The organism is Burkholderia sp. HMSC10F09 (assembly GCF_001806955.1).
In the GTDB taxonomy this organism is placed as follows: Bacteria; Pseudomonadota; Gammaproteobacteria; order Burkholderiales; family Burkholderiaceae; genus Burkholderia; species Burkholderia multivorans.
In genome coordinates this window covers 1-13,552 of record NZ_KV786485.1, presented here as the reverse complement: position 1 = coordinate 13,552, position 13,552 = coordinate 1, and the positions used below count along the sequence as shown (strand labels likewise).

Sequence of the window (13,552 nt, the reverse complement as noted above, 5' to 3'; positions counted from 1 at the left end):
AGGTTCTCCATCAGTCAGACCAGTTGAGTGTTGCCAGCAGCACGGTGGCTTTCTTGCCGAGCGCAGCCGGTTGCGCGAGCGCCTGTCCGACCAGCACTTCGGCCGACACGGTCCCGCCTTTCAGGCGCCATTGCGCGCGCGTGCCGACGCCCGTGCCGACGAGCGTCGGCCAGCCGCTTTGGGCGTTCAGGTGCGTTTTGCCGCCGTCGAGGAAGACGTACGGTTCGATGCGCGCGTCGTGCCACGCAGGGACGTTCTGCCACGCGCATTCGTTGCGCATGAACACGCCGCTGTCGCCGGCGATACCGCCTTCGGTAAAGCCGCGCACCGAGCCCATCCCGCCGAGAAAGATCTGCTCGTTGCCGAACAGCGCGACGCGGCTGTACTGCGCGCGCAGCGTGCCGCGATACGTCCACGCGGATCCGGCGAGCGTGCCGAGCGCGAACTGCAGCGTGCCGGTCGCGTCGAGCTTCGTGAACTGGCTATGCGCGTCATCGATGCCGATGTCCGCTGCGTCGTGGTTGGCAGCCAGCCACGGCAAGCCCTGCGATACGCCGACGTCCCACGTCGCGGCCGCGCCCTGATCGTGCATCACGAACCGGGACAGACCGTTCAGCGCAACGCGCAACACGGTCAGGTTCTGCGGCGACAGCGGAATGCCGTTGACATCGCGTTCGGTGCGCAGCTTGTTGAGCGTCACGTCGATGCTCAAGCGTCCACGCGGCGAGCGCACCAGCACGTCGTTCCAGCCGAGCATCTGGCTGAACGTTCGACCGGCGAGCAGCGCAACGTCGCCGATCGCCTGTTGATACTCGGACATCGACGCGGTATAGCTGAATGTCTGATACCCGTATGGCACCGCCGCGGAAAACACGACCGCGTTCGTATCGGTCGTGCCGACGTAACTGAACGACAGCGATTCCTGCAGGCCGATCACGTTGTCCGCTTCGACGCCGGCGCGATAGCGCGTCGTGCCGGTCTGCGAACTACCGTAGTTGTCGACGCCGAAGTCGTAGTGCAACCGGTCGCCGTAGCGGTTCGATATCGCAACGATCGAGTCGCCGGGCGCTTCGCCCGGCAAGATGCGGATTTCGGCCTGATTGCGTCGCAGGCGGTTGATCTGGTCGACGCCCTGTTCGAGATCGGGCAAGCGCAGTAGATCGCCCGGCGCGCTCGCGAATGCCCATGCGGTGCCGGCTTCGGTCAGCAGGCCGCCGCCGCGCACTTCGTACCACTTCTCGTCCGGATCGCGCGGCCGCAGCGGCTTGCCGTTCAGCGTCAACGCAGCCACACGGCCCGGCACGACGTCGATCTTCAGCGTGCCGGACGCGAGATTCTGTGCGCCGAGATAGGCACGCGTCGTGATGTAGCCGCGCGCGATGAATGCTTCGGTCAGCCGGCGCAGCAGCAGGTTGATCCGGTTGCGCCCGAGTTGCTTGCCGATGAAGGGCGCCGCGATGCGGTCACGTTCCGATTGCGTAAGTATCGTGTCGCCGTTGAATTCGATTCGGTCGATCAAGAACGTCGGCGCGACGTCGGGCAGCGTTTCGACGTCGGCGCCGGGCGGCAGATCCGGCATCGCCGGCTGCTCGGGCAACGCGATCTGTGCCGGCGGCTGCGCGATTTCATCGCGGCGCTGCCGGTCGCGCTGCTCCTGCAGCAACCGCTGCGCAGGATCCTGTTCCGCGCGCGGCACCGCGAAGTTGGGCGGCAGCGCGCCGACACCCGGCAAGGGGCCGGCCGGCAACGTGCCCGCGCCCTGCGCGTACGCGCAAGGCGACGTCGCGCCGATCGCCAGCACGAACGCTGCGGCGACGCGAGGCGGCATACGCGACATCACAGACCGAACCACGATACGAGGCCCATGTGATTGCCGTTGCCGATCGTCACGAGATCGCGATGCGGCGGCCGGATCGTCAGGATGCCGCCAGCCGCCAGCACGCCGTCGGGCGCGCTGTACGCGCCGCCGTCGATGTCGGCCTCGCCGGTCAAACGCACTTTGCCGGTCCCGCCGGTGAAGAGACCGCCGGTATCGGCCGCATAGATGGCCGCCCAGCGATTGCCGAACCATGCCTTCAGATCATGATTGCGATTGATCACCGTGTAGCCGGGCACGCCTTGCGCGAGCGTCTTCGGCGCGTCGAGCGTCAATGCGCCAAGCGCCAGCACCGTGCCGCCGGTATTCGTGATCTGCGTGCCGGCCTTCAGCGCGATGTCGGCATTGGCTTCGATCACGCCGCCGAATGCCTGCACGTTCGAGGATGCACTCGCGCGGCAAAAGATGAAGCACGAGCGCCGGTACGATGCCTGCCCGGTGAAAATCGCCTGCGTCACGATGTTGTCGCGCGCGGCGATGTCGATCGCGCCGCCGTTCGACAAAATCGATCCGCCGATATTCGCGACGTTTGCGGCGCGCACCGTCACGTTGCCCGCGTCGGCCGTGATGTACGCGAGCTTCGATGCGTCGGCGAGCGCGCCGTAATCGACGGTGAAGCCGTCGCTGCGATGCCGTAAGAACAGAAAACGGCCGCCCTGCTCGGAGAAACCGACCACGGCGCCGTTCTGTACGCCGGTGCTGTGATCGACGATGTTCTGCAGATCGCCGCCCGCATCGATCGAGATGCTGCGATTCGACAGGATCCGCGCGTTCTCGTTGACGATATCGGCGCCCGCGGTCAGCGACACGTCGCCTTGCACGCCGAACAGGATGCCGAGTCGCGTCTGCGGCAGCGACTGATTCAGGATGCGGCCGGCCGCGCTCAGCGTCACTGCGCCCGCCGAGTCGGCATCCGAAGCGATCGCGGTCTGCCCTTGCACGAGCGAGCCGACGTTCACGATGTCCGCCGCGCTCTTGAGCACGACGCCGCTTTGCGACGAAGCGACGGTCGAGCCCGTCATCGCTTCGTCGGGATTCAGCGTAATTCCCGCGCCGTTCAACTTCACGCTGCCGGATGCCATCACGCTGCTGCCCGTCAGGGCGATCGCGTCCGCCGTCGACACGTTGACGTGGCCGCCGTTCGCCTTCACTTCGGTGTCCGTCAGCGTAATGCCGCCCTGGGAACTGACGTCGAGGTCGCGCGCGACGTCGATCTTCGCGTGAGACATCTCCACGTTTCCGTTCGACGTCAGCGTGAAGTCGCCGAGCGACGCGCTCATCGCTCCGGCGCTACGCACGCCAGGGCCGCGATCGGTGACGATCAGCTGCACGCGTCCGCTCGTCAGGCTGCCGGCGGCGGTGATGTCGATCGCGTAGGACGATGCGGTATCGGGATCCGTCGTCGCGCTGCGCGACAGCCAGTCGTTGGCGTTATCGCTCGGCGACAGCCCCGTGTTGAGCTCCACGCGGCTGCGCCCGGCGAGCAGACGCACGCCGGCCGTCGCCGACGAAAACGTGTTGTCGATCGGGCCGTCCACGACGATGTTCTTCGCGATCAGGTCGAGCCCGATCAGCGCCCCGGCCAGGCCGCCCGGGCCGACGACGATCGTGCCGGTCGACGTATCGAGCACGACGTTGCGCTGGATCACGCCGGGCGCGATCTGCAGGTCGTTGAAACTCACGGTACCGGTAGACAACGCCACGTGGCCCGTGTTGACGAACGAGCCGCCGTTGACCGTGATGCCGTTCGGATTGGCCAGCACGACGTTCGCACGTGGCCCGGCCACCGCGATTTCGCCCTCGATCAGGCTACGGTTCGTGCTCGTCACCTGGTTGACGATGGTGCGCGCGTTGATGCCCGTGTTGTTCAGCGTCGCGCCCGCGGTCGTCACGTTGAACGACGAATAGGTATTGCTCGATACGCCGGCGACCGCCGGCGCGAGATTCACGAGCTGACGGCCGTTAGGCGCAATCGATACGGTCGTGGCGGTACCGCCGTCCGGCACGATACCGGCGGCGACAACGCAGTGCGGCAGCAAGCCCGCTGCGGCAACGCAAACGAAGAGGACACGCCGGCCCCCGTTGCCCGCGCGTCGGATCGAATCCAGACATCCCATCTTCTAATCGTGCGCACGGCTTCGCCGGCCGCGCGTCCCCCGGTTGTTCGGTCGTGTGGTTGTACGGCTTTGGTCATACCTTTGTGAGCTACCGAGAAAGGGTATCGGCCTGCCGCGGGGATTCTTTAGGCCGCTTTATCGAATGATTTTTCTAATGGATCTGCAGCTTCTCATTACGAACCGCTTTCACGCCGAGGCACAATGCAAGCCCACCGACCACGCATACCTTTGATGCCCGCCCCGTCTCCCCTCACCGTCATCCACCTGAACGGCCCGATCAACAGCGGCAAGACGACGATCGGCGTCGCGCTCGCGCGCCTGCTGCCCGATGCGCGCTTCGTCGACGGCGATGATCGCGACGCGCCCGACGATGCGCCGCTCCACGCACAGTGGGCGATCGCGCTCGAGCGCCTCGTCCACCGGATCGCAGCCGCGCGCGAGCGTTATCTGGTCGTCGCGTATCCGATCGGGGGACGCCGAATACGCCCGTCTACGCGCCGCATGCGACGCGCGGCACGCACGCCTGTTCGTCGCAACACTCGCGCCGCCGCAGGCGATCGCGGCGTCCGACCGCGGCACGCGCACTCTGACGGAATGGGAACGGCAGCGCGTCGCCGAGATGTATCGCAAAGGCTATGCGTCGCGCGCGTTCAGCGACTGCTTCGTCGACACGTCGACCGCATCGGTCGCCGCATGCGCAGCCGACATCGCCCGCCGCATTCAGTGATGGTGCTGCACGCGTGACGCGACCTGCTCGCGCGCACCTTTGCGGCTCAGCATCAGCGTGACGATCGCCGACACCGCGAGCGTCGCCGCCACCACGTAGAGCCCCGCTGCATACCCGCCCGTCGCCTGCTTCAGCCAGCCGATCGCGAACGGGCCGAGGAAGCCGCCGAGATTGCCGATCGAGTTGATCATCGCGATCCCCGCGGCTGCACCGGCACCCGACAGGAACGCGCTCGGCATCGCCCACAGCGGCGCCTTCGCCGCGCTGATCCCGACGTTGACCACAATCAGCGCGAGCACCGTCAGCAGCGCCGTGCTCGCCGCGCCGGCGAACACGAAACCGATGCACGCGAGTACGCAAGGAATCACGACGTGCCACGTGCGCTCGCCGGTGCGGTCCGAATGACGCGCCCACACGATCATCGCGACGACCGCCGCGACGCTCGGAATGCCGGTCAGCAGGCCTGTCTGCAGCGCGCTGAAGCCGAACTGCTTCACCATCAGCGGCGCCCACAAGCCGAGCGTATAGAGCCCCGCCGACGTGCCGAAGTAGATCAGTGCGAGCGCGAGCACGCGCGGGTCGCGCAGCGCCTGCCACGCGCTGGCCGCATGGCCGCTGCGCCCGTGCCGTGCGTCGGCTTCGGACTTCAGCTTCGCGATCAGCCAGTCGCGCTCGTCCGGCTGAAGCCACGCGGCCTTCGACGGCGTATCGGTCAGGCACTTCAGCACGACGAAGCCGAGCACGATCGCCGGCAACGCTTCGACGATGTACAGCATCTGCCAGTCCGCGAGGCCGAACATCGGCGGCATCTGCATGATGGCGCCGGATAGCGGCGAGCCGATCGCAGTCGAAATCGGTGCCGCCGCCATGAACCACGCGGCGGCCACCGCGCGCTGCCGCGCCGGAAACCACAGGCTCAGGTACAGGATGATGCCGGGGAAAAACCCGGCCTCCGCCACGCCGAGCAGGAAGCGCAGTACGTAGAAGCTCGTCGGTCCGACCGCGAACGCGGACACGGCCGACACGATGCCCCACGTGATCATCACGCGCGCAATCCAGATCCGCGCGCCGACCCGGTGAAGAATCAGGTTCGACGGCACCTCGAACAGGAAGTAGCCGATGAAGAACAAGCCGCCGCCGAGTCCGAACGCAGTAGGCGACAGGCCGATCGCCTTGTTCATCGTCATCGCGGCGAAGCCGACGTTGACGCGATCGAGAAAGCTGACGAAATACAGCAGCATCACGAACGGAATGATGCGCCACATCAGTTTCCGCGCGACGCGGGTTTCCGGATCTGCTTGCATGTGTCTCCTCCTTCGAGGTCGAGCCGTGCTCTGTGATAGGAATGCCGGCCGATCCGCGGTGCGGATCGGCGCCCCGCTCGCGTCGCTTGCGCGAGTCGTGGGCAGATCGAGTCGATTGGCACGAAACGGCGCGCCCGCAGAGGGCGCCCGCCGTCAGGCCGTCACGGCCGCGTGCGCGACGTGCTCGCAGACAGCCGCCGTCACCTGCGCGGTCGTCGCATAGCCGCCGAGGTCGCGCGTATGCAGCGACGGATCGGCCGTCACGGCTTCGATCGCGCGCATCACGCGCGCGGCCGCTTCGGTCTCGCCGAGATGCTCGAGCAGCATCACGACCGACCAGAACGTGCCGACCGGATTCGCGAGCCCCTTGCCCATGATGTCGAACGCGGAGCCGTGGATCGGCTCGAACATCGACGGATAGCGGCGTTCGGGGTCGATGTTGCCGGTCGGCGCGATGCCGAGGCTGCCGGCGAGCGCGGCCGCGAGATCGCTGAGGATGTCCGCATGCAGGTTCGTCGCGACGATCGTGTCGAGCGAGGCAGGACGATTGACCATCCGCGCCGTCGCCGCATCGACGAGTTCCTTGTCCCATGTGACGTCCGGAAACTCCTGCGCGACCTGCTTCGCGATCTCGTCCCACATCACCATCGCGTGACGCTGCGCGTTGCTCTTCGTGATGACCGTCAGCAGCTTGCGCGGACGCGATTGCGCAAGCCGGAACGCAAAGCGCATGATTCGCTCGACGCCGACACGCGTGAGGATCGACACGTCGGTCGCGGCCTCGATCGGATGGCCCTGATGCACGCGGCCGCCGACACCCGCGTACTCGCCTTCCGAGTTCTCGCGCACGATCACCCAGTTCAGGTCGTCCGGGCCGCAGCGTTTCAGCGGTGCATCGATGCCGGGCAGGATGCGCGTCGGCCGCACGTTCGCGTACTGATCGAAGCCCTGGCAAATCTTCAGCCGCAGCCCCCACAGCGTCACGTGGTCCGGCACATCCGGGTCGCCGGCCGAGCCGAACAGGATCGCGTCCTTGCCGCGCAGCGCGTCGAGGCCGTCGGCCGGCATCATCGCGCCGTGCCGGCGGTAGTAGTCCGCGCCCCAGTCGAAATCCTCGAACTCGAACGCAAAGCGGTCGCTGCCGCGGGCCAGCGCCTCGAGCACCTGCTTGCCGGCCGGCACGACTTCCTTGCCGATGCCGTCGCCAGGAATGGTCGCGATACGGTACGTCTTCATGCGAATACCTCGATTTGATCGTGAGCGTGCGGCCACTTTACCGAACCAGCAGTGCAGGAACCGGTGCTAGACTCAAAGCATCTTTAACTTCAATTCACGAATCGCGTCATGACGGACACCGTGCAGCCGGCCGATCTGGCTTTCTTCTCGACGCTGGCCGCATCGGGCAGCCTCAGTGCGGCCGCGCGCGAACTCGGACTGACGGCGGCGGCCGTCAGCAAGCGGCTCACGCAGATGGAGCGGCGCGCGGGCGTCACGCTCGTCAACCGGACGACGCGTCGCATGATGCTGACGCCCGAAGGCGACGTGTATCTCGACTACGCGCGCCGCATCCTCGATCAGATGGACGAGCTCGGCGAACTGCTCGGCAGCGCGAAGCAGCGGCCGAAGGGGCTGCTGCGCGTGAACGCGACGCTCGGCTTCGGGCGCAGCCATGTCGGTCCGGCGATCTCGCGGTTCGTCGCGCGCTATCCGGAGGTGTCGGTGCAACTGCAACTATCGGTGATGCCGCCGCCGCTCACCGACGACGCGTTCGACGTCTGCATCCGCTTCGGCGAGCCGCCCGACACGCGCGTCGTCGCGCGCCGGCTTGCGCCGAACCGCCGGCTGCTGTGCGCGGCGCCCGCGTATCTCGCGCGGCACGGCACACCGGGCACGCCGCACGAACTGACGCGGCACAACTGCATCGGCATCCGGCAAGGCGACGAAGGCTACGGCATCTGGCGGCTGACGGCGGGCCGCGGCGCGGCGCGCCGGACCGAAGCCGTGCGAATCAACGGCAATCTGACGACGAACGACGGCGAAATCGCAGTGAAGTGGGCACTCGACGGGCACGGCATCCTGATGCGTGCCGAGTGGGACATCCGCGACTATCTGGCCGACGGGCGCCTCGTCGTCGTGCTGCCGGATTACGAAACGCCGAGCGCCGACATCTATGCCGTGTACGCGCAGCGGCAGCGGATGTCGACGCGGATCCGCGCGTTCGTCGATTTTCTCGCGGCAGAGCTGGGCGGCTGACAGGATCGTCGTCCGCGCGTCGCACGGTTCGCCCATCGCCACGCCGGCGCGGCTCCGGCGGACTTCGGCAGCGTCGCGCCGAACCGAATACAATGCGCGGAATCGCACCGCAGCACCCCTTCCCGGAGCCGCCATGTTCGACCTGACCACGCTGACCACCTTCACCGCCGTCGTCCTCGGTCTCTTCCTGATTCCCGGTCCCGCAGTGCTGCTCGTGCTGAGCCGAACCGTGCAGGGCGGCCGCCGCACGGGCATCATGACGGGCCTCGGCGTCGCGAGCGGCGACTTCGTGCATACGCTGTTCGCGGCGGTCGGGCTGTCCGCGCTGCTGATGACGTCCGCGCTGGCGTTCAACGTCGTCAAATGGGTCGGCGCCGCGTATCTGATCTATCTCGGCGTGCGCGCGCTGCTCGACAAGCCGTCCGATCCGTCGCTGCCGAAGGTGTCGCCGGTCACGCCGCTGAAGGCGTATCTGCAAGCGATTCCCGCCGAAGTGCTGAACCCGAAGACGGCGCTGTTCTTTCTCGCGTTCATGCCGCAGTTCGTGCACCCGGAACGCGGCTCGACGTTCGTGCAGTTCGCGGTGCTCGGGCTGATCTTCGTCGTGCTCAGCTCGCTCTACACGACGCTGATCGCGTGCTCGATCCGTCCGCTCGGCCGCATCGTGAAGCGGCTCACGTGGCTCACGCGCTGGCAGGGCAAGATCATCGGCTCGATCTTCATCGCGCTCGGTCTGCGCGTCGCGGTGCAGCAGCGGTGACGTGCCGCACGGCCGTCGCGCCCGCCGATGAAACGCTGTACACGGATGCGCGTCTCGTCGCGGTCTACGACCTGTTCAACGCCGGCGATCACGATTTCATGTTCTACGCCGCGCGCATCGGCGCCGCACCGCAGCGCATCCTCGACGTCGGCTGCGGGACCGGCACGTTTGCCCGCCGGCTCGCGGCGGCCGGGCACGACGTCGTCGCGATCGATCCGGCGCCCGCGATGATCGACTACGCGCGACGTCAGCCGGGCGCCGACGCGGTGCGCTGGATCGCGTGCGACCTGCGCGACCTGCCGCCCGGCGCGCCGTTCGATGCGGCCGTGATGACGGGGCACGCGTTCCAGTGCCTGCTGACCGACGACGCGATCGACGCCATGCTGCGCGGCGTACGGCGCGTGCTCGCGCCGGGCGGGCGCTTCCTGTTCGAGACGCGCAACCCGCGCCTGGAACCCTGGCGCGCGTGGACGCCGCAGCAGTCGGCGCGCCGCGTCGATTCGCCGACGTTCGGCGCGGTCGAGCTGCAGCACGTGTCGCATGCGGTCGAAGGGCCGATCGTCTCGTTCGATACGCACTATCGTTTCGTGCGCGACGACACGCGCGTCACACATGCGAGCCGATTGCGGTTCATCGCGCAGCGCGAGCTGCAGGAGCGCGTGGCGGCTGCCGGCTTCTCGGCGGTTGACTGGTACGGCGATTGGCAAGGCGCGCCGTTCGACGACGCGACGAGTGCGGAGATCATCGCGATTTGTCGCGTGTGAACGGCCGCGCGATGCGCGCCGGGCGGGCACGCTGCGATCGCATCACTCGCCCACAATCGAAATCGAAAACCCGTCCCACCCCTTCTGCCCGACCGTCTGCACGGCCGTCGTCGTCAGCTTCGGCTCGGCGACGATGCGCGCGAATCCTTCCCGCACGCCGACGACATCCGGATCGCGATTGTCCGGATCGGCCACGCGCCCGCGCCGCACGACGTTGTCCACGACAATCACCGTGCCCGGCCGCGACAACTTCAGCGCCGCATCGAGATAAGCGCGGTTGTTGTCCTTGTCCGCGTCGATGAAGATGAAATCGAACGGTGCCTCACCGTCGGCAATGAGCCGCGCGAGACTGTCCTTCGCGGTGCCGACGACGACCGATACGACATCCGCGAAGCCCGCGCGCGCGATGTTCTGCGTTGCGACCGCCGCGTGCGCCGGATCGAGCTCGAGCGTCACGAGCCGGCCGCCGGGCGGCAACGCGCGCGCCAGCCAGATCGTGCTGTAGCCGCCGAGCGTGCCGACCTCGAGAATGCGCCGCGCGCCGCGGATCGTCGCGAGCAGTTGCAGCAGCTTGCCCTGATTCGGCGCGACGTTGATCGCCGGCAGCCCGGCCGCCTCGCTCGCCGCCAGCGCGGCATCGAGCACATCGTCGGACGGCACGAGCGTCGCCGAGAAATACGCGTCCACACGGTTCCACTGATCCTGATCCATCGCACACCTTTCGTCTGCGGAAAAACGCATTCTATGCGCGCTGCGCGGATAAGCAACGCACCATTCGTTCTAAGCTTCGCGCCCGGTGCGCTCCTATAATCGCCCGATCATCACAACAACAGACGGAGCACGCATGACCGATCAGGCCTCTTCGAAGTGGCGGCTCGAAACGCTCGCCGTCCATGGCGGCTACCGCCCCGATCCGACGACGCGCGCTGTCGCGGTACCGATCTACCAGACGGTCGCGTATGCATTCGACGACACGCAGCACGGCGCCGACCTGTTCGACCTGAAAGTCCAGGGCAACATCTATACGCGCATCATGAACCCGACGACCGACGTGCTCGAACAGCGGCTCGCCGCGCTCGAGGGCGGCGTCGGCGCGCTCGCGCTGGCGTCGGGTCAGGCAGCCGTCACGTATGCAATCCAGACGATCGCGGAAGCGGGCGACAACATCGTCTCGGCCAGTTCGCTCTACGGCGGCACCTACAATCTGTTCGCGCATACGCTGCCGCAATACGGGATTACGACGCGCTTCGCCGATCCGCGCGACCCCGCATCGTTCGCACCGCTGATCGACGCGCACACGAAGGCGATCTTCGCGGAATCGGTCGGCAATCCGCTCGGCAACATCACCGACATCGCGGCGCTCGCCGACATCGCGCATCGCCACGGCATTCCGCTCATCGTCGACAACACGGTGCCGTCGCCGTATCTGCTGCGCCCGTTCGAGCACGGCGCCGACATCGTCGTGCATTCGCTGACGAAGTATCTCGGCGGCCACGGCACGAGCCTCGGCGGCGCGATCGTCGATTCGGGCAGGTTCCCGTGGGCCGACCATGCGGACCGCTTCAAGCGGCTCAACGAACCGGACGTCAGCTATCACGGCGTCGTCTATACGGAAGCGTTCGGGCCGGCCGCGTATATCGGCCGCGCGCGCGTCGTGCCGCTGCGCAACATGGGCGCCGCGATCTCGCCGTTCAACGCGTTCCAGATTCTGCAAGGGATCGAGACGCTCGCACTGCGCATCGAGCGCATCAGCGACAACGCGCTGAAGATCGCGCAGCATCTTGCGCGTCACGAACGCGTCGAGTGGGTCAACTATGCGGGGCTGCCCGACCATCCCGATCATCCGCTCGTCGCGCGCTATCTGTCGGGACGTGCGCCGGGCCTGCTGACGTTCGGCGTGAAAGGCGGCCGCGCAGGTGGCGCGAAGTTCCAGGATGCGCTGAAGCTGTTCACGCGGCTCGTCAACATCGGCGACACGAAATCGCTCGCGACGCATCCGGCATCGACCACGCATCGGCAGCTGTCGCCGGCCGAACTCGCGAAGGCCGGCGTGAAGGAGGAAACGGTGCGGCTGTCGATCGGCATCGAGCATATCGACGATCTGATCGCCGATCTCGATCAGGCGCTGGCGCAGGTCTGATCGGGCCGCCGCGCGCGAGACGCGCCGCAGCCGGCACGCATCACGCGCGGCCGCGTTAGCCGCGCCGGCGCTGCTCGAGCCAGTCGAGCAGCTGCCGGCCGTCGCGGCCGCCGAACCATCGCGCGTGGCCGAGCAGATAGCCGTCGTACGCGACGTCGACGATGTCCGGCGCGTTCACGATGCAGCCGAAATACGCGACTTCCGACAACGCGAATTCCGTATGTACGATCGGCAGCAGCGCGACGAGCGCCGCATAGGCGTCGTCGCCGAGCGGATCGAGCGACTCGTAGCCGTCGAGCAGGGCATCGATCTGTTCGTACTCGACGCGCCGTGCGTCGGCCGGCGCGAGCCAGTCGATCATGTTGCGCTCGATTGCGAGCGCGACGTCCATCACCGCGCACGTGCGATCCGACAATCCGAAATCGAGCACGGTGCACACCTGCGCGCCGGGCATCGCGTCGGTCCACAGCAGGTTCGACGCATGCCAGTCGCCGTGCGTCCATAACGGCGCCAGCGCGGGCAACAGCGGCACGATGCGTGCGTGATACGGCCCGATCGTCGCGGCGACGTCCGCGCGCCACTCGCGCGTGCCGAGCGCACGCACGAGCAGCGGCTGCGCCTCGACCCAGCGTTCGAGCGCGCCGGCCAGATCCGCGCTCGACAGCACGCGAAAACTCGACAGCAGCGTGCGAATCGGCCGCGCCGGCGCATCGTAGCCGGCCGACGCGCGATGCAGTTGCGCGAGCGCGCGGCCGGCCGCATACGCATGCGACGGATGCGCGAACGGCTTCCACGACATCACGCCGCGATACGCATCGACACCGGGCGCGACGACATGCACTTCGTACGTCCAGTCGCCCAATGAAAACGCGGTCGCGCCGTCGCGGTCGGCGAGCACGTCGGGCACCGGGCAGCCGTGTGCGCGCAGATGCGCAATGAAGCGGTGCTCTTCGGCGAGCCCTTCGACGTCGCGCAGGGTCGCGTGGTGACGCTTGACGAACAGCGCGCGCTCGTCGTCCGTGCGCACCAGCACCGCCGCCGAGAACGGCCGCGGACTGTGCCAGGTCAGGCGCGCGGGCACGCCCGCGCCGTCGATCCGCGCGAGCACGGCCGCGACTTCGTCGTGCGTGATCAGCGGCCAGTCGCGCTCGGCCTGTTCGCCGTCGACGCCGAACTGCGGCGGCGCCGCGTCGCGTGCGGCAGGACCGTCCGGCTCGAGGGGAAATGACATGAACGACGTCGCTCCGTAATTGAATCGCGTGGATCAGTGTGCCGCGCGCGCGTCGGCGCGCAGCGCATCGGCGGTGCGGCTCCAGTCGCGCCAGCCGATGACGGCGAGCGCGATGAACAGCGCATAGAGCCCGGCCGTCAGATACAGCGCCTTGAACACGAACATCCCGACGTACACGACGTTCACGACGATCCACAGCCCCCACGACGCGATATAGCGCCGCGCGGTCCAGTATTGCGCGACGAGGCTGAACGCCGTCAGCGACGCATCGACGAACGGCAGCGCCGCGTCGGTCCAGCGCGCCATCATGCCGCCGAGCAGGGCGCTGCCGATCACGGCCGCGATCAGGTCGGGCAGCATTTGCCGCGGCCGCACGCCGG

At 67.5% G+C, this 13,552-nt stretch carries 11 protein-coding genes and 1 pseudogene; 5 read left to right on the top strand and 7 right to left on the bottom strand.

Annotated features, from left to right (window positions below; genetic code table 11):
- Nucleotides 1-10: 10 nt before the first annotated feature.
- Both HMPREF3115_RS00060 and HMPREF3115_RS00055 read right to left on the bottom strand, forming a co-directional pair.
- Nucleotides 11-1,837 (bottom strand): ShlB/FhaC/HecB family hemolysin secretion/activation protein, encoded by a 1,827-nt coding sequence (locus tag HMPREF3115_RS00060; protein ID WP_371089345.1) that lies wholly within the window; start codon nucleotides 1,835-1,837, stop codon nucleotides 11-13.
- Nucleotides 1,837-3,993 carry a filamentous hemagglutinin N-terminal domain-containing protein gene (locus HMPREF3115_RS00055; RefSeq protein ID WP_070553115.1) on the bottom strand — a complete coding sequence of 719 codons (2,157 nt, stop codon included), beginning with the start codon at nucleotides 3,991-3,993 and terminating at the stop codon, nucleotides 1,837-1,839. Before HMPREF3115_RS00055 ends, HMPREF3115_RS00060 begins: the two co-directional genes overlap by 1 nt.
- A gap of 231 nt (nucleotides 3,994-4,224) precedes the next feature.
- Here HMPREF3115_RS00055 and HMPREF3115_RS00050 point away from each other — a divergent pair.
- Nucleotides 4,225-4,720, top strand: a pseudogene (locus tag HMPREF3115_RS00050) (shikimate kinase).
- Here HMPREF3115_RS00050 and HMPREF3115_RS00045 read toward each other — a convergent pair.
- Together HMPREF3115_RS00045 and HMPREF3115_RS00040 are read right to left on the bottom strand one after the other, a co-directional pair.
- Complete coding sequence (locus HMPREF3115_RS00045) at nucleotides 4,714-6,024, bottom strand: MFS transporter (protein ID WP_070553113.1); 1,311 nt, start codon at nucleotides 6,022-6,024, stop codon at nucleotides 4,714-4,716. The pseudogene HMPREF3115_RS00050 and the gene HMPREF3115_RS00045 sit on opposite strands and share 7 nt — an antisense overlap.
- 153 nt (nucleotides 6,025-6,177) lie before the next feature.
- Nucleotides 6,178-7,260: a tartrate dehydrogenase gene (locus HMPREF3115_RS00040; protein WP_070553111.1), complete on the bottom strand. Its 1,083-nt coding sequence runs from the start codon at nucleotides 7,258-7,260 to the stop codon at nucleotides 6,178-6,180.
- 108 nt (nucleotides 7,261-7,368) lie between these two features.
- Between HMPREF3115_RS00040 and HMPREF3115_RS00035 the strand changes: the two genes are divergently transcribed.
- The 3 genes from HMPREF3115_RS00035 (at nucleotide 7,369) to HMPREF3115_RS00025 (ending at nucleotide 9,801) form a co-directional block, all read left to right on the top strand.
- Complete coding sequence (locus tag HMPREF3115_RS00035) at nucleotides 7,369-8,277, top strand: LysR substrate-binding domain-containing protein (RefSeq protein WP_069221334.1); 909 nt, start codon at nucleotides 7,369-7,371, stop codon at nucleotides 8,275-8,277.
- Between the two features lie 133 nt (nucleotides 8,278-8,410).
- On the top strand, nucleotides 8,411-9,037 hold the full coding sequence (locus tag HMPREF3115_RS00030; protein WP_006404292.1) for a LysE family translocator: 627 nt from the start codon (nucleotides 8,411-8,413) through the stop codon (nucleotides 9,035-9,037).
- Nucleotides 9,034-9,801: a class I SAM-dependent methyltransferase gene (locus tag HMPREF3115_RS00025; protein WP_070553109.1), complete on the top strand. Its 768-nt coding sequence runs from the start codon at nucleotides 9,034-9,036 to the stop codon at nucleotides 9,799-9,801. The genes HMPREF3115_RS00030 and HMPREF3115_RS00025 overlap by 4 nt, the downstream gene beginning before the upstream one ends.
- Nucleotides 9,802-9,843: 42 nt before the next feature.
- Here the strand turns inward: HMPREF3115_RS00025 and HMPREF3115_RS00020 are convergent, their stop codons facing one another.
- Nucleotides 9,844-10,512 (bottom strand): O-methyltransferase, encoded by a 669-nt coding sequence (locus HMPREF3115_RS00020; RefSeq protein WP_070553108.1) that lies wholly within the window; start codon nucleotides 10,510-10,512, stop codon nucleotides 9,844-9,846.
- A 133-nt stretch (nucleotides 10,513-10,645) separates the two neighbouring features.
- Between HMPREF3115_RS00020 and HMPREF3115_RS00015 the strand changes: the two genes are divergently transcribed.
- Entirely contained in the window at nucleotides 10,646-11,941 is a 1,296-nt protein-coding gene (locus HMPREF3115_RS00015; protein WP_070553106.1) for an O-acetylhomoserine aminocarboxypropyltransferase/cysteine synthase family protein, read from the top strand.
- 55 nt (nucleotides 11,942-11,996) lie between these two features.
- On the opposite strand, the gene HMPREF3115_RS00010 is transcribed toward HMPREF3115_RS00015, so the two are convergent.
- Both HMPREF3115_RS00010 and pnuC read right to left on the bottom strand, forming a co-directional pair.
- Nucleotides 11,997-13,172 (bottom strand): phosphotransferase enzyme family protein, encoded by a 1,176-nt coding sequence (locus HMPREF3115_RS00010; protein ID WP_070553103.1) that lies wholly within the window; start codon nucleotides 13,170-13,172, stop codon nucleotides 11,997-11,999.
- 33 nt (nucleotides 13,173-13,205) lie between these two features.
- Nucleotides 13,206-13,552 (bottom strand): nicotinamide riboside transporter PnuC (gene pnuC, locus HMPREF3115_RS00005; RefSeq protein WP_141751604.1); only part of this gene is annotated, 347 nt, incomplete at its 5' end.

What these genes read in the sequence shown, in the direction of transcription:
- HMPREF3115_RS00060 (WP_371089345.1), bottom strand. Translation starts at nt 1,837, where the DNA reads ATGTCGCGTATGCCGCCTCGCGTCGCCGCAGCGTTCGTGCTGGCGATC.
- HMPREF3115_RS00055 (WP_070553115.1), bottom strand. Translation starts at nt 3,993, where the DNA reads ATGGGATGTCTGGATTCGATCCGACGCGCGGGCAACGGGGGCCGGCGT.
- HMPREF3115_RS00045 (WP_070553113.1), bottom strand. Translation starts at nt 6,024, where the DNA reads ATGCAAGCAGATCCGGAAACCCGCGTCGCGCGGAAACTGATGTGGCGC.
- HMPREF3115_RS00040 (WP_070553111.1), bottom strand. Translation starts at nt 7,260, where the DNA reads ATGAAGACGTACCGTATCGCGACCATTCCTGGCGACGGCATCGGCAAG.
- HMPREF3115_RS00035 (WP_069221334.1), top strand. Translation starts at nt 7,369, where the DNA reads ATGACGGACACCGTGCAGCCGGCCGATCTGGCTTTCTTCTCGACGCTG.
- HMPREF3115_RS00030 (WP_006404292.1), top strand. Translation starts at nt 8,411, where the DNA reads ATGTTCGACCTGACCACGCTGACCACCTTCACCGCCGTCGTCCTCGGT.
- HMPREF3115_RS00020 (WP_070553108.1), bottom strand. Translation starts at nt 10,512, where the DNA reads ATGGATCAGGATCAGTGGAACCGTGTGGACGCGTATTTCTCGGCGACG.
- HMPREF3115_RS00015 (WP_070553106.1), top strand. Translation starts at nt 10,646, where the DNA reads ATGACCGATCAGGCCTCTTCGAAGTGGCGGCTCGAAACGCTCGCCGTC.
- HMPREF3115_RS00010 (WP_070553103.1), bottom strand. Translation starts at nt 13,172, where the DNA reads ATGTCATTTCCCCTCGAGCCGGACGGTCCTGCCGCACGCGACGCGGCG.